We start from the raw sequence: 18,198 nt of genomic DNA on the forward strand, positions 1-18,198 counted from the left end.
ACATGAAGGCAAGTATGCGTTGGTCGTGAATTTCGAAAATTCCAACTGGGCAAGTGCAATTGCAAGCGGAACAAGGCAGATGACAGATATTACCGTTTCTGAATCCGCAGCCAAGCGGATCGCAAAAATTATCGGTTCTGAACCGGGCAAGACTGCGCTTCGCGTTTCGGTCGAAGGCGGCGGCTGCTCCGGCTTCTCGTACAAATATGATCTTGTAGATGATCAATCCGACGATGACATCGTTATTGAAAAGCTTGGTGCCAAGGTGCTCATCGATTCCATTTCCGTGCCTTACATGGATGGATCGGAAATCGACTTTGTTGATGATCTGATGGGACAATCGTTTCAGATCCGCAATCCGAATGCCACCGCATCCTGCGGCTGCGGAACAAGCTTTGCGATCTGATCAGGTCTACAATTTGAAAAGGGAAACCGGCCGCTCTGTGCAGCCGGTTTTTCTTTATCAGGCTTTGACGGATGAAACTGTCGCATCGATGTGATCGACCAGCGCATCCGGCAGACCAAGGCGCCCGGCAAGCATGTCCAGATATCCCCGTTCTGCACGGCTATCGGGATCAATGGTCAAGCGGGAAGCGGTGTAAAGCTCGACCTTCTGTTCTTCGGTCTGCGCGGCTGCAACCAGCGCATCAATATCGACTGGCTGAGCAAGTTCTTTCTCAAAGAAAGCTTCCGCTTCGTTGTCGAGCCCAGAAATCTGCACCTTTTCCATAATACGGGCACGCTCTGCATCATTGATATGACCGTCAGCCTTCGCGGCTGCAATCATCGCCTGAATGAGTGTGAGTGCAAAACTATTGCTCATTGTGGGAGATTGCGGATGAAACGGAGAATCGGCTGGCGGTGGCGGAAGTAATTCCGGTTCTTTTGCCACTGGTTGCCCGGCTGCCTGCGGCTGCTGACCTGACTTATAATTTTTGTAAGCGAGATAGCCAAGACCGGCGATCGCTGCAATGCCGCCAGCAGTCGCTACATTACCGGCAAGCTTGCGCCCGGTTTTTGTGCCCAAAATTGCCGCGGCAATTGCCCCCGTAGCCAAGGGGTTTTTCTTTGCGAGATCAGTGACCTGCCCTGCCTTGTCACGAACACTTCCTGACGTACCCGGTATTTGCGACCCCAGAAATTGGTCAAGAAGCTTTTTGGCGTCGAACATTCAAATCTCCTGTTTAGCTACGGTTTTATGGAGATAGGAACGCGAAAGCAGCAATACAAATGGCATTTGAATAATTATCGAGCCAAGGCGAAATTCTGTGATGGAGAGGGAGCAGCGCTTGCCCTCGCCGTCTCTTGCGCCTAATCATTTGATCATGAAAATCGCGACATGGAACATTAACGGCGTCAAAGCGCGCATCGAAAACCTCCAGCATTGGCTGAAGGAAACATCACCTGACATTGCCTGTCTTCAGGAGATCAAGTCGGTGGACGATCTGTTCCCCCGACTGGAGATTGAAGCGCTTGGCTATCATGTCGAGACGCATGGCCAGAAAGGCTTTAATGGCGTTGCCATTCTTTCCAAAAAATCACCTGACGAGGTCAATCGCGGACTTCCCGGCGATGAAAGCGACGAACAGGCCCGCTTTATCGAAGCCGTCTTTTCGACTGATAAAGGCGTTCTTCGTGTCGTGTCGCTGTATCTACCCAACGGCAATCCGATCGATACGGAAAAATTTTCCTATAAGCTTTCATGGATGGAGCGCCTCGAAAACTGGGCGAAGAACAGGCTTGAGCTGGAAGAGCCGCTGATTCTTGCAGGCGACTATAACGTGATCCCTGAACCCTATGACGCCCAAAACCCGCAACAATGGTTAGGCGACGCGCTGTTTCAGCCGCAATCACGCCAGGCTTTGCGCAGACTTGAAAATCTGGGCTTTACTGAAGCCGTGCGTGCGGCAACCGATGATGTGGGGCTCTATACATTCTGGGACTATCAGGCTGGTGCATGGCAGAAAAACAACGGCATTCGCATCGATCATCTGATGCTGTCGCCAGAAGCGGCGAACCATTTCGTTGCAACTGACATCGAAAAACATGTCCGCGCGTGGGAAAAGCCGTCAGATCATGTTCCGGTCACGGTTACATTAGCACTCTGATCATGAGGCCGATTTAAATTTATCAGAAATCGCCCTTGGCCGTCATATTGCTGGACAACGCAATTGCATTGCGACGATCCGCTTCACCAGCGATCGAGAAAGCCTGCTCCTGCATATCGCGAATCCACGAGCAATCTTCTGACGAACAGCGCTCAAAGGCAGCCGTCAGCAGGGCAAGGCCACGAACGGTCTTGCCAGCCTGAAACAGCATATTGCCAAGCATTGCCTGCGCACTTGCATTGCCCTTCTTGGCTGCAAGCTGGAACCAGCGGGCGGCCTGCATTGGGTTGGGTTCTCCACCCTCACCATCAAGAAGCATCTTGCCCAGTTCATACTGCGCAGCCGGATCACCGAAATTCGATGCAGCCTGCACATAGAGATTACGTGCAAACTTGGGGTTGGCATTGACTGGAGAACCTGGAATGCCGCGCTTCACATAGCCTGCAAGCGCAACAAGCGCATCCGCGACATAGGGTTCGTTCTCCGAACCCGGCTCCGCGCCATCACGGACGATTTTTTCGAAAATCTGATACGCTTCATAGTCGTTTTCAGCCACGCCGTCGCCATCGGCATACATCCGCGCAAGCTTCCATTTCGCGCCCTGATGGCCGCGTTCAGCAGCATAACGCAGCGCTTTGATAGCTTCGTCCTTGTGACCGCTCTTATAAGCAGAGAAACCGAACTTGAAGAGTTCGAACGGGCTCCGCGACTTTTCAGAGTCATCGTTCAGGTCAAAAGCCAGTGCGCTGTTACAGGCAATCGCCAGTCCAAGTGCCGCGGCAATAAGGGGATATGAAAAACTGCGAATACGCATCACAACGCGGGTCTTTCACAATGGTTGGACGTGGAAAACATAAGTGACAAATTGCACTGTCTTTTCGTCAACAGTGCGACCTGATCTTGACCGAAAAAAGCTCGAACTTTACCAAAAAAAAGATAGGAAGACCGTGCAGTCTTTTCGCTGCCCGAAAACGGATCGTTGTTAAACAATGCGTCTTTCCTCATTTCTTCCTGTCCTGATGAAACCAAAGCTTTCCGAAGTCGTTATTCACTTTCGCCTTTCCTTAGCGGTGACGCGCCTTTGTGGCGGGAAATGGGCAGAAAGCACCTTCCTGCTTTCTAACCTAAAGCAATAGTAAAGACTGTTGCTGAATCAACACAAACGGACTCTTCTCATCCCCAATAAATTGCGATGTTTTGTTTGAGCAAATTTAGATCGATTTCGCCCGGCGCTGGACTTGGGTTATGATCCCGCACGAGACGGGGGCATCAAAAATGACCGGCAAATGGCGCAGCTACAGGCGACCCTACCCGCGAAGGAAGCCAGTGAGAGGGCGCGCTATACGCAGTATCCTCTTAACTTTGCTCATCTTTTTTACGCTTATTGCAATCATTGTATATCTTCCGGCCAACCGTCAGCCACAGGAATCGCTCTCGGGCAGCGTCTATGTGATTGATGGCGATACACTCGTTCTCAATAAGGCTCATATTCGCCTTCTGGGCATCGATGCACCGGAGATGGAGCAAAGCTGTCAGATTGCTGGTCATGACTACCTTTGCGGCAGAGACGCCCGTAATGCGCTGCGCACAAAAACCGATGGAGCAGCGATTCGGTGCGAGAAACATGGCTTCGATAAATTTGGGCGTACTCTTGGCCGATGCTATCGCGGTGAGGCCAATCTCAACCAGTGGATGGTGGAACAAGGCTGGGCTATTTCTTATGGCGACTACAGAACTGAAGAAGCCGAAGCCCGGCGCCACAAACGCGGAATATGGGCTGGTCGTTTTGAAATGCCTGATCAATGGCGCAAGGCGCATCAAAAGCCACATGCGGGAGCGGAAACCAGCCATGATGTGCCAGCGTTTGATGGAACACGCGGATTGATTGACTATATAAGGAAGATCATCTTCCGCTTTTTAAACATCTGATCCAGGGGAGTAGAATGGTCTGCATGGACCAGTTGCAACAACTCAGCCATTCCATAAAAAACTGCCGGATTTGCCGCGACACGCCTCTGTTTCTGCCGCCTTTGCCACACGAGCCCAATCCGGTCTGCACCATCTCGGATACCGCGCGCATTGCGATCTGCGGGCAGGCTCCGGGCATTCGCGTGCATAACACGTCCCTGCCCTTCAATGATCCGTCCGGTGATCGCCTGCGTCAATGGCTGGGCACAACGCGCGAGGAGTTTTATGATCCTGCGCTTTTTGCAATCGTGCCTATGGGCTTCTGTTTTCCCGGCTATGACAAGCATGGCGGCGATCTTCCGCCGCGTCGCGAATGTCGGCAGACGTGGCATGATCGCGTTTTTGCTGCGATGCCGCAGCTCGAATTCATTCTCGTTGTCGGACAATACGCGCTTGCCTATCATTTGCCCGAATGGAGAAAAACCAGCCTGACCGAAACCGTGGAGAACTGGAGCAACTTTATGGAAACGCCAAATGCTGCCGGGCGCACCGTACTTCCACTGCCACATCCTTCATGGCGCAACAGCGGCTGGCTCAAGCGCAATCCATGGTTTGATACCGATGTCGTACCAGTACTTCAGCAAAAAATACGCAAACTCATTCATCCCGGAAAATAATTTTTATAACCCGCATTCTCAATAGAATATCTTTCCTGTAAGTTTAGACAAATACAATCGATAAGGTAATTAGTTTTACCTACACGGACAGTTCGGGAAACAATTTCTAATACCGGGATAAAAAACGCATGGACAGGCTAGACAGAAAAATACTGCGCTTATTGCAGGAAGACGCAACACTGGCAGTCGCTGATGTCGCAAAGAAGGTTGGCCTATCCACGACCCCTTGCTGGCGCCGTATTCAAAAACTTGAGGAAGATGGCGTTATCAAACGCCGCGTCGCCATTCTTGACCCGATACGGGTCAATACGCGGGTCACCGTGTTTGTTTCCGTTCGCACCAGCTCGCACAGCAATGAATGGCTCAAGCGCTTCTCGGAAGTGGTTCAGGAGTTTCCGGAGGTCATCGAGTTCTATCGCATGAGCGGTGATGTCGATTATCTGCTGCGTGTGGCAGTGCCGGATATTGCGGCCTATGACGCTTTCTACAAACGGCTGATCAGCAAGATCGAAATTCGCGATGTGTCTTCGTCTTTTGCAATGGAGCAGATCAAGTACACAACCGAATTGCCGCTTGATTACATGCTTCTGGATAAAGAGAGCAATTAAGCGATTGAAAATCAAACAAAAAGCAACGGTGCTGCATGCCAAGCACCGTTGCTTTTTTGTATTATTTACCAGCGGTAACGCCTGCCTGTTCAAACGTTGCCATGCCGCTATGGCAAAGCGCTGCGGCCTTTACAATGCCGGCTGCCAATGCGGCACCTGTACCCTCTCCCAACCTCATGCCAAGATCGAGCAGCGGCTTTTTGCCCATTTTTTCGAGAAGCAGGCGGTGGCCCGGCTCTGCAGATACGTGGCCGAAAAGGCAATGATCCAAGGCAACAGGGTTGGCCGCATAAAGGACTGCTGCAGCAGCACTTGCCACAAAACCATCGACGATGACCGGAATTTTCTCCATGCGCGCCGCAAGGATTGCACCGGCCATAGCCGCAAGTTCACGGCCACCCAGACGGCGCAGCACTTCCAGCGGATCTTTTATATGGGCCTCGTGCAGTGCGACCGCTTTACGCACGGCGGCAAGCTTGCGCTCAAGAAGCTCGCCTGTTGATCCTGTGCCCGGACCAACCCAGTCTTCAGCTTCGCCACCAAACAGCGCCAGCGCAATGGCTGCGGCAATGGTCGTGTTTCCGATTCCCATTTCGCCGATGCACAGAAGATCGGTGCCGCCCGCAATGCCTTCCATACCGAACGCCATGGTGGCCGCGCAGGTGCGCTCGTCCATGGCTGCCTCTTCGGTGATGTCAGCAGTGGGATGTTCCAGCGCCAGATCGAAAACCTTAAGGCCCAGATCATAAGCAATGCATATCTGATTGATTGCAGCGCCACCGGCGGCGAAATTCTCAACCATCTGCGCGGTCACGCTTGATGGAAAAGGCGTGATATTCTTTTCCGTCACACCATGATTGCCTGCAAAAACAGCAACCAGCGGCCGGTTGATTTGCGGCGTTGACTTGCCGGTCCATGCTGCAAGCCATGCGACGATCTCTTCAAGCTGTCCGAGCGAACCTGCTGGCTTGGTCAATGTCACTTCTCGCGCACGTACAGCCGCTTCCGCATCAAGATCAGGTCCCGGAAGATTGCGGATAAGTTCTCGGAAATCGTCAAAAGGAAGGCCACTGGCGCTCATATCGTCTGGTCCAATCAATCAATGGAGGATGCAATATCGTTGTGCTCGTCCTATAAGCACTTACGCAATTTTTCAAATCACCTCTTTGCGCCATGCCTCAATGGCTGCAATTATTCCTTTCGGGAGCAAGCAGTTGCACAAGAAAAGCTTGTTAAGCGACACAATTCGGTCTCTCGGGTTTCTGAGCCGCTTGCCGCTGCCCGATGGCTGGTTTGAAGATGGAAGCGATTCGCTAAAAACAAGTGCGCGCGCTTTTCCACTTGCCGGTGCTGTTCTTGGAGTTCTGGCTGGCATAGGGCTGCTCATATCCGATTATCTCACCCTGCCATCAATTGTTTCGGGTTTTATCGCAGTCGGTATACTCGCCGCCATGACCGGCGCACTGCATGAAGATGGTCTCGGAGACACTGCCGACGGATTTTTTGGCGCATCCACGCCAGAGCGGCGCTTGGCAATTATGAAAGATTCCCGCATTGGCACGTTTGCAGCACTTGCTCTCATTATCTCGACGGGTATCAAGGTCGCGCTGCTGGCTGCAATCATCGATCGCGCGGGTGCGTGTTCTGCGGCGCTGGCCTTAATTGGTGCGGAAGCTGCAAGTCGTGCTGCAATGCTCACACTTTGGCACGGCCTTCCCTCTGCCCGTCCCGGAGGCCTTGCCGACAATCTGGGGCGACCAAACTGGGAAACACTTGTCTGCGCCTGCTTGATTGGTCTGGTATTATTATTGGTGACTGTCGTTGCTTCCGTCGGCGTTTCCGGCTTTATCAAAGCACTGGTTATCAGCGGTGTGGTGCTTTTTGGCTTTGCAAGGCTCTGCGTTGCCAGGATTGGCGGACAAACCGGCGATACGCTGGGCGCAGCACAGCAGATATGTGTGCTCACCATATTGCTTGGCCTTGTTATCTCGCTTTGATGAAACCACATTGATCCCATGAGTGCAGAAGCGATCGAAACTCCATGTGTGCTCGTCTGCGTGATAGACAGCGAAAGCGGTTTGTGCCTCGGTTGCGCACGCACCCTTGATGAAATTGCCGGTTGGTCCGCTATGAAGCAGGACGAACGAAAGGCGATCATGGCGCTGTTACCGGCACGGCATGAAAAACTGGAAAAGAAAGAAGACTGATGGGGCGTTTGTTCTGGATCGTGATTGCAGCCATTGCAGTTGTTATTCTGCTGCTGATGGCAAACAATGATAGCGGCACAACGCTCGGCCTTGCCAATGATGCATTTGGTCAGGCTGCCTATATGGGTATTTGGGGCGTCGTGCTTGCGGCAGGCATATTGGGCTCCGGTATCAAACTCAGCGATTTCGCGCGCAATATGGCCGTTTGGGCCGTCATCATTCTTGCTCTGGTTGCCGCCTATCAATATCGCTACGAGCTTCAGGATGTCGGAAGCCGCATCACCGCCGGGCTTATTCCCGGCAGCCCGATTTCAGGGCGCGCCGCCGATGGCTCGCTCACAGTCACGCTCGCAAAATCGTCCAACGGTCATTTTGAGGTGAATGGTCGCGTCAATGATGCGCGTGTGCATTTCCTCGTCGATACCGGCGCATCGTCCGTCGTGCTTTCAAAACAAGACGCCGAGCGCGCGGGCATAGACACCTCATCGCTTTCCTATAACGTACCGATTAATACGGCCAATGGCAGAGCGACAGCCGCCAGCATAACCATTGCGACATTGCAGATTGGCGATATTGAGCGGCACAATATTCGCGCCATGGTCACGCAGGAAGGCCTGATGACCGGCAGCTTGCTCGGTATGAACTTCCTTCAAACACTGGGCGGATTCAGCGTTCGCGGCGATCAGTTGATCATGATGGATTAAGTCAGGCTGCTTCCGCACTGGCTTCCATGACGGAGGCATAGGCCTGACGCAGCACATCACTGTTTGCACCGGGCTTGGACGCATCCGTTGACAATATCTGGCGCCAACGGCGTGCACCAGGTTGCCCCATAAACAGGCCGACCATGTGGCGGCTGATATGGGAAAGCCTGCCGCCATCTGCAATATGCCTGTCGATATAGGCGCACATTGCTTCGATGATTTCAGCCATATCGGTTGGCTTTTCGTCATCGCCATACATGAGATGATCAACATCAGCGAGAATGGCCGGATTGTGATAGGCGGCACGTCCCAGCATAATGCCATCGACATGATCACGATGCGCAACGGCCTCCTGCAGAGAGCCGACCCCCCCATTGATACCAATGAAGGACGTAGCAAGGCGCTGCTTCAAACGATAGACGCGATCATAATCAAGCGGTGGAATATCGCGGTTTTCCTTCGGTGACAAACCTTTCAACCAGGCTTTGCGCGCATGAACCCAGAGCGCGTCAGCACCAGCTTCAAGAGTCTGATCGGCCAATGCATCAAGGGCTTCTTCCGGGTCCTGATCATCGACCCCGATCCGGCATTTAACAGTCACCGGCACGGAAACGGCTTCTTTCATGGCCGCGACGCAGCGCGCAACCACATCCGGTGTTTGCATCAGACAGGCGCCAAAAGTTCCTGATTGAACGCGATCAGACGGGCAACCGACATTCAGATTGATTTCATCATAGCCAAAGCCCGCACCAATCCGTGCTGCTTCCTGCAACTTGACTGGATCGGAGCCGCCAAGCTGGAGCGCAATCGGGTGCTCCGTGTTATCAAAACCCATAAGACGCTCGCGCGGTCCATGAATGGCCGCATCGGCCACAACCATCTCGGTATAGAGCAGCGCACGCTTTGAAAACAGTCGATGAAAATAACGACAATGCCTGTCGGACCAGTCGAGCATAGGTGCTACGGAGAACCGGTGATCAGGATAATTGTGATTTTTATATTTAATATCAGTCATTTAAGCAATAATCCTGAGAATGCGATTCATGCAAGCTTGCTGGCTTCATATAAAATGCCCCGCTTCAAGTGGCGCAAAAAGCCACAAACGCTGCAAATGATCAAGTTGCCGGGGCGGTCATCTTATCCGAAAAGCGTTTCACACTTTTAGGGATGCGCTCTAAGATCATCATACACGATTCTGACCATGAAAGTTCGAGGCCCCGTTTTGACCGACCTGTCCCCCTTCAATAAAACCTTCGATGCTTTTCTGTTTGATATGGATGGTACTGTTCTAAGTTCAATAGCGGCAACAGAACGCGTCTGGGGACAATGGGCTATCCGCCATGGCATTGATCCGGTCACTTTTGTTCCAACCATTCATGGTGTTCGTGCGGTCGATACGGTGCGCAGGCTTGGTTTGCCGCATCTTGATCCCGATACAGAAGCCAAAATTCTGCTTGATGCCGAAATGGCTGATCTCGATGGGATTGTCGCCATTGAAGGTGCGCTGGATTTTGTCAATTCTCTCCCCGAAGACCTATGGGCAATTGTGACATCCGCACCGATTGAGCTTGCGCGTCGTCGCCTTCAAGCTGCCGGATTGCCGATGCCCAAGACAATTGTGTCTGCGGAAGACGTCGAACGGGGGAAACCAAGCCCGGAATGTTTCCAGCTTGGTGCAAAGCGCCTTGGTTTTGACCCGCATAATTGTCTGGTCTTCGAGGATGCGCCCGCCGGTATTGTTGCAGGCGAAACGGCAGGGGCAAGCGTTGTGGTGGTGACAGCAACACATCCGCATTCACCAAAGACGTCACATAGAAGCATCAACAGCTATCACGAGTTGAAACTTTCGGTAGACGGCGATACCGGCCTTCTCTCTCTTGCTGATGCTGCTGCTTAATATTAAAAACGGCGCGCGTTAAATCACGCGCCGTCCTTCACGCCATACGGTGCGGATAATCGGCACATGTTCAGCAATCTGCACACGAACCAGATCGCCACGCTTGCCAATCGCGATTTCTCCGCGATCATCAAGACCAGCGGCCTTTGCCGGATTGGCTGAGACAAGTTTAATCGCCTGCGGCAGGGTGATTTCATCCATCACATCAGCCATAAAAAATGCCGCCTGCATCATGCTTGCCGGAATGTAATCTGACGAAATAATGTCAAGATGCCCTGCTTTCGCAAGTTCACGGGCCGAAACATTGCCAGAATGCGAGCCACCACGCACGACATTGGGCGCGCCCATCAGAACCGACATCCCCGCCTCTTTCGAGGCTTGCGCAGCCATATGCGTGGTCGGAAATTCTGCAACGCGAATGCCCTGTGTCTTTGCTTCCATAACATGATCCACTGTTGCATCATCATGGCTGGCAAGAACAATTCCACGTGCATTACAAGCACTCGCAATGGCCGTTCGGTTTGATACCGAATGCTGTTGTGACTGCCCCATACGCTTTTCGCAATAGCGGATAAATTCTTCTTCCGAGACCCTAAGCTTGCTCATGTAGTAAAGCTTATAGGTCTCTAAATCCGTAAACTGGCGCTGTCCCGGCGCGTGATCCATCAATGACACCAGTCGGACCAGCGGATGTTCACCAAACCGTTCAAAAGCGCTACGGCAATCAGGAGCCGAAACCTCACAACGCAAATGCAGAAAATGGTCTGCGCGCAGCCGTCCTGCCTCGCGCCCTTCGGCGATGGCTGATGATAGCTTGCGCATATCATCAATACCGGTCTGCGCTTCTTCATCAAAGCCAATACGAAGAGCGTCAAAAACCGTGGTAATACCCGACGCCGCAATCTGCGCATCATGGGCCTGAACGGCCGCAATCGGATTCCAGCGCACTTTCGGACGCGGCGCATAATGCCCTTCAAGATGGTCGGTGTGTAATTCCACCAACCCCGGCGTCAGATAATCTCCCTCCATGTCTTTACCAGACACAGACGAGCCAGACGCAACATCAGCAATGATTCCATCAACGATTTTCACCGTGCCGCGGATAACCTCATCCGGCAGCACGATGCTTGCATTTTTCAGAATTAATTCCGTCGTCATCCCTTAAGGCCTCCCCACAGCCCGCGAGGACCGTTTGGGAATCTTATTACCACCGGTCATCGGATGTAGCGAATGAATCTCAAAAGGTGCACCTTTTTCCGATTCAACAAACAAAGCAAGATTGGCAACCTCCACCGCATCGTCCAGAACAGGTGCGAAAAAATCATCAAGCACGCGCTCGACATGCGGGCGCTGTTTTTCTTCCACCGATCCGGTGAGCGTCATATGAAAACGAAACTCATCGAAAACATATGGGTACCCCCAGCGATCAAGATTTTGACGCTGCGCTTCGCTTAAGCGCTCGGGACGGCGCTTTGCAATTTCGGAATCACGCAGAGGCGCACGAAAACGGTCAAACGAGACAACAACATCATTGGCAAGCTGATTAAGCTCCGCAACCGGCTCTTCCGGCACCAGCGCAAAGAATGGACCTATACCCTGTACTCGCAGGCGTGGAATCATGAATGGCCGGCTCGACGATGCAAAATACATCAGGGCCGAAAGCAAATCGCTTTCATTATAAGCTGTATCCAGCCTGAACGGCGCCTTGAGCGTTGCGTGAAAGCCATAACGGCGCGGCTCTTCGGTCAACGCGGCGATATCTTCGGCTGCGAGTGTGCGAATCGCCGGAACCTTAACCGCCTCTCCACTAAATGCACTGCGCCCCAGCCAGTTTGCCGCGACTTTCAAAAGCGCATCACCCGACGGCGGCGTAAAATAGATTGCGTAACGCATCGTGATTCCTCTTTTGCCGGGATCGTTACACGCCGAATGTGGCAAGTCGATAAAGGAAGATCACATCAATATTTTACATCCTGACAAATTCGTATAGGCGTATTCCCGGATAAAATTAGGAGATGACTATGGGTGGTTTTGCGTCGATCGGTGAGTGCATGATCGAGCTTTCAGGCAATGGTGACGATCAATGGCGCATGGGATATGCGGGTGATACGCTCAATACGGCCTGGTATGCGCGCGCGCTCACGGATCAGGCCTTTCCTGTAGATTATGTTACTGCGTTTGGCGAAGACGAGTTCTCAAAAAAGCAGCGCGACTTTCTCACCTCCAATGGCATTGGTATTGCCCACAGCCCTACCATCAAAGGCGTTCATCCGGGTCTTTACGCAATTACCCTGAACGGTGCCGAACGCTCCTTCACCTATTGGCGCAGTGACGCCGCAGCAAAGCGCCTCGCAAGCGATGAGAATGCGCTGAGATTAAGTCTCGCCAATCGTGATATGATCTATTTTTCCGGTATTTCGGTTGGCATTGTGTTTCCTGAGCACCGCGAAACATTGTTCGATATTTTGCGCGAGTGCCGTGCAAATGGCGCGCTTATCGCTTTTGATCCCAATTTCCGTCATCAGCTTTGGCCAGACCGCGAAGCCGCCAAAAAAATTATCAGCGCGGCGATGCAGATCGCCGATATTGCGCTGCCGACCTTTCCGGATGAGCAGGCGTTGTTTGGCGACGAAACTGCGCAAGCCTGTGCAGATCGGCTTATCGGCCTGGGTGTGAAGGAAATCGTTGTGAAAGACGGCACCGAGCCTGCGCTTATTATCGCTGACGGCAAACAGGCCCTTGTGCCTGCCGTCAAGGCCAATGCAGTTGATACGACAGGGGCCGGCGACAGTTTTAACGGCGGCTATCTTGCCGCCCGTCTTGAGGGCCTGTCACCCGTTGAGGCTGCGCGAAAAGCCCATGCGGTTGCTGCCCGTGTTGTTGAAATTCGCGGCGCACTCGCTCCAATGGAAGCAGCGCGCGCCGCGTATCTTAGCGAAATCAGTCACGCGTAAATGTGAAATGGCTCATCTGGGCGTATACCTCGCCCGGATGCAGAATCGACTGCGGCACATAAGAATATTCCAACGAGCCAGGCCACAGCTGTGGCTCAAGGCAGAAGCCCGCATGTTTGCCGTAGGGCTTACCTGTCAGGCCAATGCAGTCATTGGCCATCGTATTGCCCGCATAGAACTGAACACCAGGTTCTGTGGTCGCAATATCAAGACGGATGCCAGAACGCGCGCCCTTGACGGAAGCGCAAGGGCGCAACGGTCCGCGCGCAGCTGTTAAGCAGAAATTGTTGTCATATTCGAGTTGCTTGCCGTTTTCATTAAACCGAATCGGACGAAATTCCCGGAAATCATAGGGCGTGTCTTTGACCGGCAGAATGCGGCCATCCGGTATCAGCGCTTCATCAACGGGCATATAGGCCTCGGCTTCGATCTTAAGCTGATGATCAAGAATATCACTCTCGCCACCATCATCGAGATTGAAATAACTGTGATGGAGAAGGCTACAGGGTGTTGGCTGGTCAGTGACGGCTTCAAGGCGGACAATCAGCGTGCCGTGTGCATTGAGCATATAAGTGCAACTTACCTTCAGATTGCCCGGAAAACCCATCTCACCATCGGCTGCGATCGTTGCAAGCGTCACGAAATCTGAGCCAGAGCCTGTAACCTTCCAGACCCGGTTGCCAAGACCATGACTTCCGCCGTGGAGATTATGAATGCCCTGAAAATTCGGCTCGACATCGTAGCCTTTACCATCAATCTCAAAATGAGCATTGCGAATGCGATTGGAAAAGCGGCCCGCAATTGCGCCCAGATGCGGCGAGTGTTCAGGATAATCGGCAAAGTCACGATAGCCTATAACCAACGGCGCATCGTGCCCTTCCATGCGCAGGTCCTGAATGGCTGCGCCCCATGTGATAATCTTTGCCTCAAGCGGACCATTGGCAATGGTCATCCGATAAACCGCCTGCCCGTCGGGTGCATATCCAAAAATTTCCGATGTCACTGTGCTCGCCCATTTTGATGTGTTTTCGAAAGCTGCATCAAATCCGCATCGTGAAGATGACGCAAGAGGGAACACCGATTATTAAAACCGCCCAGCAAGACCCGGAAAACATAAGTTAATATTATTTTGTCAAATTTCAGCGTAATATAAATATATAACAAGTATTAATTTAATATTATTAACTAAATTAGGGGTTTTAGCGATGAAAGAAAATTTCAAAAATATTATGCCCTATATTTTCAGTGAAGAAGGCGGATATGCAGATGATCCCCGCGATCCCGGTGGGGCGACCAACATGGGAATTACCATAGCAACACTGTCTGCATGGAAGGGGCACCCTGTCTCTAAACTGGATGTTGAGAAACTTTCTCCGGCAGAAGCAACAAAAATCTATCAACAGCAATTCTGGAACAAGGTTGACGGCGACAAGCTGCCATCGGGGGTCGACTATGCCGTGTTTGATTTTGCGGTGAACTCCGGTCCGGGGCGGGCTGCAAAAACACTGCAAGGAATCGTCAATCAACCAGAAGATGCTGTAATCGGCGCACAAACCATTGCAGCAGTTTCCAGTTATCCTCCAGAAGTCATTATCAATGCACTCTGCGATGCACGCGCAGCGTGGCTCAAGGGACTTTCCACGGCTGCAACCTTTGGCAATGGCTGGCTGGCGCGGGTGGAGCGGGTGCGCTCACGCGCGCTCGCATTGGCCGCAACGCCCCCTGCCACCGAACCCGCCGAGCCGAATGCTGACCCGCTACCGAAAGCCCGCCAAAGCGATACAGCCATCAGTACCGCACTCAAACATCCAGAAGCGCTCGGCACTTTGGGCAGCGCAATATCAGGCCTTGCGGCAATCGCATCCGGCAATGGACCGGTGCAATATGCGCTCGCAATCATCATGCTTGCATGCACCGCCATTGGCCTTTGGTACTTCATCAAGCGGATCAGGAATGAACCCTGAACAAGCCCCCTCCGAAGGACATTTCAATTTTTTGTAATGGGCTTTATGTTGCGCTTGGCGCATTGTGCACCTTATATGCGCAATCAAAGTCCAGCGAAATGCCGGTGATCGTGGAACTATTATGACTTTCCCTATCATCGGAAAAACGCTAGATACGCGCAGATACTCAGACGCATGCCTGTTGTGGCATCGCCAAGAATAAAGGAATCGAAACTTGTCCTCTACTTTTGACAAAGTCGCCGACATCATTGCCGAAACAAGCGAAATCGACCGTGACACCATCACGCCCGATAGCCATACCATTGATGATCTTGGCATCGACAGCCTCGACTTCCTCGACATCGTATTCGCTATCGACAAAGAATTCGGCATCAAGATTCCGCTTGAACAGTGGACGCAGGAAGTCAACGAAGGTAAGGCTCCGACCGAAGAATACTTCGTTCTGAAAAACCTCTGCGCCAAGATTGACGAGCTGGTTGCAGCCAAGAAGGGCTGAACAGCCACGCAAGCTGACGGTATTAGAGCGCCTTCGATCTGATAAAATCAGATTGGCGCTCTAACTTATTTTTAACGCGCATCTTATCCGAAAACCGTTTCACACTTTTCGGGATGCGTTAAAAAGGGTGAACATCCCTGTTCGCCCTAATTCCGTTTCAGGATCAAGCGCAGCATTTACGGGCAGGCCGAACCATGCAAAGCAATAAAGTCGTCATTACCGGTATTGGCATCATCTCCTCGCTCGGCGAAGGGCTGGATGCGCATTGGAACGCTTTTTCAACGTCAGGTTCTCAACCGCGCCTCGAAAAGCAAGCCTTTGCGCCCTATACAGTTCATCCGCTTGGTGAAGTCGATTGGGGGTTGCAGATACCCAAGCGTGGCGACCAGCGCCAGATGGAAACATGGCAGCGGCTCGGCACCTATGCGGCAGGCCTTGCGCTCGAAGATGCCGGTATCAAGGACAACGAAGCCCTTTGCGCCAGCATGGACATGATCGTGGGAGCCGGTGGTGGTGAACGCGACATTACTGTCGATATGCAAATTCTCGAAGAAGGACGCATCAGCAATAATCGCGGTGAGATGCTCAACGAGAAGCTCTCGACAGAGTTGCGCCCTACCCTGTTTCTTGCCCAGCTTTCCAACCTGCTGGCGGGCAATATCTCCATCGTTCACAAAGTCACCGGTTCTTCGCGCACCTTCATGGGCGAGGAAGGTTCGGGTATTTCGGCTATTGAAACAGCGGCTGCCCGCATTCGTTCAGGACAGAGCACGCATGCGTTGGTCGGCGGCTCTTATAATGCTGAACATTTCGATATGATTCTCGGCCACGAGCTTGGCGGTTTGCTCAAGCATGATGGTTGGGCACCGCTCTGGGAGCGTGAAGGTTCAGCCGGTGGTGGCATGATTTCCGGTTCTGGCGGCGTGTTTCTGGTGCTCGAAAGCGCTGAACACGCGCAAAAGCGCGGTGCACGTGCCTATGCCGAGATCGCAAGCATTGAAAGCGAGCAAATCCGCCGCGATACTGCTGATCTTACAAACGCAATTCGCGATCTTGTGATTGCGGCCAATGGCGGCAAAGAGCCTCAATATGTGGTTTCGGGTGCTTCCGGCGCGCATGCTGCAACAACTGGTGAAAAGGCAGCACTTGAAGGCATCAATGCCGCCTATCGCGGGATTGCCGGCCTGACCGGTCATTTGCGTGAAGCACAGTTTCCGCTGGCGCTGGCGCTTGGAGCGATTTCTGTCTGGAAAGGTGAGGCTTTCACACCATCAAGCGCGGCTGAAAAAGCCATTGATGGAACAATCAGTGAAGCCATTGTCACCACCATCGGTGCAACACGCGCTGAAGGTGCCGCAAAGCTGGTGAGAGCATAAGATGACCAAATATACAGACCATCTCGGCCGTCCCATTGTTGCCATCACGGGTGCAGGCGTTGTTTCTTCGCTCGGACAGGGCAAGGAAGACAACTGGGCCTCGCTTACCGGTGGACGCTCGGGCATTCATGAAATCAGCCGTTTTCCGACAGAAAGCCTGAAAACGCGCTTTTCCGGCACGGTGGATTTTCTTCCTGAAAGCAATATTGGCTCGTCCGCGCTGTCTGAGGCGCTGGCGCGTCTTGCCGGTGAAGAAGCCCTCGCCCAGTCAGGTCTTTCAGTTACCAATTTTGGCGGCCCGCTTTTCCTTGCAGCCCCTCCTGTTGAGCTCGACTGGAAGAGCCGCTTTGCACTGGATGCCAGCATCAAGGATGAAGGCCCGGCAAGCTATCAGCTTCTGCTTGAAGCCTGCCGTCGTACACGTCAGGATGAGCTCTTCAATACAACACAGTTCGGCTATATAGCAGAACGCCTGTCGGAAGCTTTTGGCACACGCGGTCTGCCGGTAACACTCTCGACCGCCTGCGCTTCAGGTGCAACCGCAATTCAGCTCGGCGTTGAGGCCATTCGTCGTGGCGAAAGTGACCGTGTTCTTTCGATTGGCACAGATGGTTCGGTATCGGCTGAATCGCTCATTCGCTTTTCGCTGCTCTCGGCATTGTCCACACAGAACGACAAGCCGGAAAAGGCATCCAAGCCTTTCTCCAAAGACCGTGATGGTTTTGCCATGGCCGAAGGCTCTGGTGCGCTGGTCATGGAATCGCTTGAAAGCGCGCTTGCGCGTGGCGCGAAAGTGCTTGGCATTCTTGCCGGTTGTGGCGAAAAGGCTGATGATTTCCACCGCACCCGCTCAAAGCCCGACGCTTCACCTGCAATTGGTACAGTGCGTGCCGCACTTAGTGATGCAGGCCTTACCGAAGATCAGCTTTCCTATGTCAATGCACATGGCACTTCCACACCTGAGAACGACAAGATGGAATATCTTGCGCTTTCAACTGTGTTTGGCGACCGGCTCTCTTCGATCCCTGTTTCATCGAACAAGTCGATGATCGGCCACACGCTGACCGCTGCCGGTGCGATTGAAGCGGTATTCTCATTGCTGACAATTCAGACAGGCACCTTGCCTCCAACCATCAATTACGACAACCCAGATCCGGCAATTCCGCTGGATGTCGTGCCAAATGTGAAGCGCGACGCACAGGTTTCTACCGTGCTTTCCAACTCATTTGGCTTTGGCGGACAGAATACCAGCCTTGTATTGACAGCAAATCCGAATTAATCGGGTCCAAAGTTATATAT

General features: G+C 52.7%; 21 protein-coding genes. 14 read left to right on the forward strand and 7 right to left on the reverse strand.

The features are described 5' to 3' along the window. The first annotated feature begins 79 nt into the window (after positions 1-79). Positions 80-406 carry an iron-sulfur cluster insertion protein ErpA gene (erpA, locus tag VBH83_RS05345; RefSeq protein WP_007874671.1) on the forward strand — a complete coding sequence of 109 codons (327 nt, stop codon included), beginning with the start codon at positions 80-82 and terminating at the stop codon, positions 404-406. Between the two features lie 57 nt (positions 407-463). Here erpA and VBH83_RS05350 read toward each other — a convergent pair whose 3' ends face one another. Beyond that, on the reverse strand, positions 464-1,171 hold the full coding sequence (locus tag VBH83_RS05350; RefSeq protein WP_265983617.1) for a tellurite resistance TerB family protein: 708 nt from the start codon (positions 1,169-1,171) through the stop codon (positions 464-466). 154 nt (positions 1,172-1,325) lie between these two features. Here VBH83_RS05350 and xth point away from each other — a divergent pair, with 154 nt between their 5' ends. Then, positions 1,326-2,108: an exodeoxyribonuclease III gene (gene xth / locus VBH83_RS05355; protein WP_265983881.1), complete on the forward strand. Its 783-nt coding sequence runs from the start codon at positions 1,326-1,328 to the stop codon at positions 2,106-2,108. Positions 2,109-2,130: 22 nt separating this feature from the next. On the opposite strand, the gene VBH83_RS05360 is transcribed toward xth, so the two are convergent. Beyond that, the gene (locus VBH83_RS05360; RefSeq protein ID WP_265983616.1) at positions 2,131-2,922 is read right to left on the reverse strand and encodes a tetratricopeptide repeat protein; all 792 of its coding nucleotides are present in this window, start codon (positions 2,920-2,922) and stop codon (positions 2,131-2,133) included. Between the two features lie 461 nt (positions 2,923-3,383). Between VBH83_RS05360 and VBH83_RS05365 the strand changes: the two genes are divergently transcribed. From VBH83_RS05365 to VBH83_RS05375, 3 genes are all read left to right on the forward strand, one after another. Further along, positions 3,384-4,037: a thermonuclease family protein gene (locus VBH83_RS05365; protein WP_265983615.1), complete on the forward strand. Its 654-nt coding sequence runs from the start codon at positions 3,384-3,386 to the stop codon at positions 4,035-4,037. 23 nt (positions 4,038-4,060) lie between these two features. Then, positions 4,061-4,693 carry a uracil-DNA glycosylase family protein gene (locus VBH83_RS05370; RefSeq protein WP_396996706.1) on the forward strand — a complete coding sequence of 211 codons (633 nt, stop codon included), beginning with the start codon at positions 4,061-4,063 and terminating at the stop codon, positions 4,691-4,693. 128 nt (positions 4,694-4,821) lie between these two features. Then, positions 4,822-5,301 carry an Lrp/AsnC family transcriptional regulator gene (locus VBH83_RS05375; protein WP_265983613.1) on the forward strand — a complete coding sequence of 160 codons (480 nt, stop codon included), beginning with the start codon at positions 4,822-4,824 and terminating at the stop codon, positions 5,299-5,301. A gap of 61 nt (positions 5,302-5,362) precedes the next feature. On the opposite strand, the gene cobT is transcribed toward VBH83_RS05375, so the two are convergent. Further along, positions 5,363-6,382 (reverse strand): nicotinate-nucleotide--dimethylbenzimidazole phosphoribosyltransferase, encoded by a 1,020-nt coding sequence (cobT, locus tag VBH83_RS05380; RefSeq protein ID WP_265983612.1) that lies wholly within the window; start codon positions 6,380-6,382, stop codon positions 5,363-5,365. Between the two features lie 100 nt (positions 6,383-6,482). On the opposite strand from cobT, the gene VBH83_RS05385 reads away from it, so the two are divergent. From VBH83_RS05385 to VBH83_RS05395, 3 genes are read left to right on the forward strand one after another with little or no spacing between them, the layout of a single operon-like run. Next, positions 6,483-7,298: an adenosylcobinamide-GDP ribazoletransferase gene (locus VBH83_RS05385; RefSeq protein ID WP_396996664.1), complete on the forward strand. Its 816-nt coding sequence runs from the start codon at positions 6,483-6,485 to the stop codon at positions 7,296-7,298. 18 nt (positions 7,299-7,316) lie between these two features. Continuing rightward, complete coding sequence (locus tag VBH83_RS05390; protein WP_265983610.1) at positions 7,317-7,508, forward strand: DUF1289 domain-containing protein; 192 nt, start codon at positions 7,317-7,319, stop codon at positions 7,506-7,508. Next, positions 7,508-8,212 (forward strand): TIGR02281 family clan AA aspartic protease, encoded by a 705-nt coding sequence (locus VBH83_RS05395; RefSeq protein WP_265983609.1) that lies wholly within the window; start codon positions 7,508-7,510, stop codon positions 8,210-8,212. Before VBH83_RS05390 ends, VBH83_RS05395 begins: the two co-directional genes overlap by 1 nt. A 1-nt stretch (position 8,213) precedes the next feature. On the opposite strand, the gene dusA is transcribed toward VBH83_RS05395, so the two are convergent. Then, a complete protein-coding gene (dusA, locus tag VBH83_RS05400; RefSeq protein WP_396996666.1) occupies positions 8,214-9,227 on the reverse strand; it encodes a tRNA dihydrouridine(20/20a) synthase DusA in 1,014 nt (337 codons plus the stop codon). 207 nt (positions 9,228-9,434) lie between these two features. Between dusA and VBH83_RS05405 the strand changes: the two genes are divergently transcribed. Beyond that, complete coding sequence (locus tag VBH83_RS05405) at positions 9,435-10,109, forward strand: HAD family hydrolase (protein WP_396996708.1); 675 nt, start codon at positions 9,435-9,437, stop codon at positions 10,107-10,109. Positions 10,110-10,127: 18 nt separating this feature from the next. On the opposite strand, the gene VBH83_RS05410 is transcribed toward VBH83_RS05405, so the two are convergent. Next, positions 10,128-11,267 (reverse strand): alpha-D-ribose 1-methylphosphonate 5-triphosphate diphosphatase, encoded by a 1,140-nt coding sequence (locus tag VBH83_RS05410; protein ID WP_265983606.1) that lies wholly within the window; start codon positions 11,265-11,267, stop codon positions 10,128-10,130. A 3-nt stretch (positions 11,268-11,270) separates the two neighbouring features. After that, positions 11,271-12,002, reverse strand: coding sequence for a DUF1045 domain-containing protein (locus VBH83_RS05415; protein WP_265983604.1), 732 nt, complete (start codon positions 12,000-12,002; stop codon positions 11,271-11,273). 128 nt (positions 12,003-12,130) lie between these two features. Here VBH83_RS05415 and VBH83_RS05420 point away from each other — a divergent pair, with 128 nt between their 5' ends. Further along, positions 12,131-13,063 carry a sugar kinase gene (locus tag VBH83_RS05420; RefSeq protein WP_265983602.1) on the forward strand — a complete coding sequence of 311 codons (933 nt, stop codon included), beginning with the start codon at positions 12,131-12,133 and terminating at the stop codon, positions 13,061-13,063. Here VBH83_RS05420 and VBH83_RS05425 read toward each other — a convergent pair. After that, complete coding sequence (locus VBH83_RS05425; protein WP_265983601.1) at positions 13,050-14,066, reverse strand: aldose epimerase family protein; 1,017 nt, start codon at positions 14,064-14,066, stop codon at positions 13,050-13,052. The genes VBH83_RS05420 and VBH83_RS05425 overlap by 14 nt on opposite strands. 202 nt (positions 14,067-14,268) lie before the next feature. On the opposite strand from VBH83_RS05425, the gene VBH83_RS05430 reads away from it, so the two are divergent. The 4 genes from VBH83_RS05430 (at position 14,269) to VBH83_RS05445 (ending at position 18,178) form a co-directional block, all read left to right on the forward strand. Beyond that, entirely contained in the window at positions 14,269-15,027 is a 759-nt protein-coding gene (locus tag VBH83_RS05430) for a glycoside hydrolase family 108 protein (RefSeq protein WP_396996670.1), read from the forward strand. A 214-nt stretch (positions 15,028-15,241) separates the two neighbouring features. After that, complete coding sequence (locus VBH83_RS05435) at positions 15,242-15,523, forward strand: acyl carrier protein (RefSeq protein WP_024897522.1); 282 nt, start codon at positions 15,242-15,244, stop codon at positions 15,521-15,523. A gap of 194 nt (positions 15,524-15,717) precedes the next feature. After that, positions 15,718-16,899 (forward strand): beta-ketoacyl-ACP synthase, encoded by a 1,182-nt coding sequence (locus tag VBH83_RS05440; protein ID WP_265983598.1) that lies wholly within the window; start codon positions 15,718-15,720, stop codon positions 16,897-16,899. Position 16,900: 1 nt separating this feature from the next. Continuing rightward, positions 16,901-18,178: a beta-ketoacyl-ACP synthase gene (locus tag VBH83_RS05445; protein ID WP_265983597.1), complete on the forward strand. Its 1,278-nt coding sequence runs from the start codon at positions 16,901-16,903 to the stop codon at positions 18,176-18,178. Positions 18,179-18,198 lie beyond the last annotated feature (20 nt).

Origin of the sequence: Ochrobactrum sp. S1502_03 (assembly GCF_044435015.1) — a bacterium.
GTDB classification, from domain to species: domain Bacteria; phylum Pseudomonadota; class Alphaproteobacteria; order Rhizobiales; family Rhizobiaceae; genus Brucella; species Brucella chromiisoli.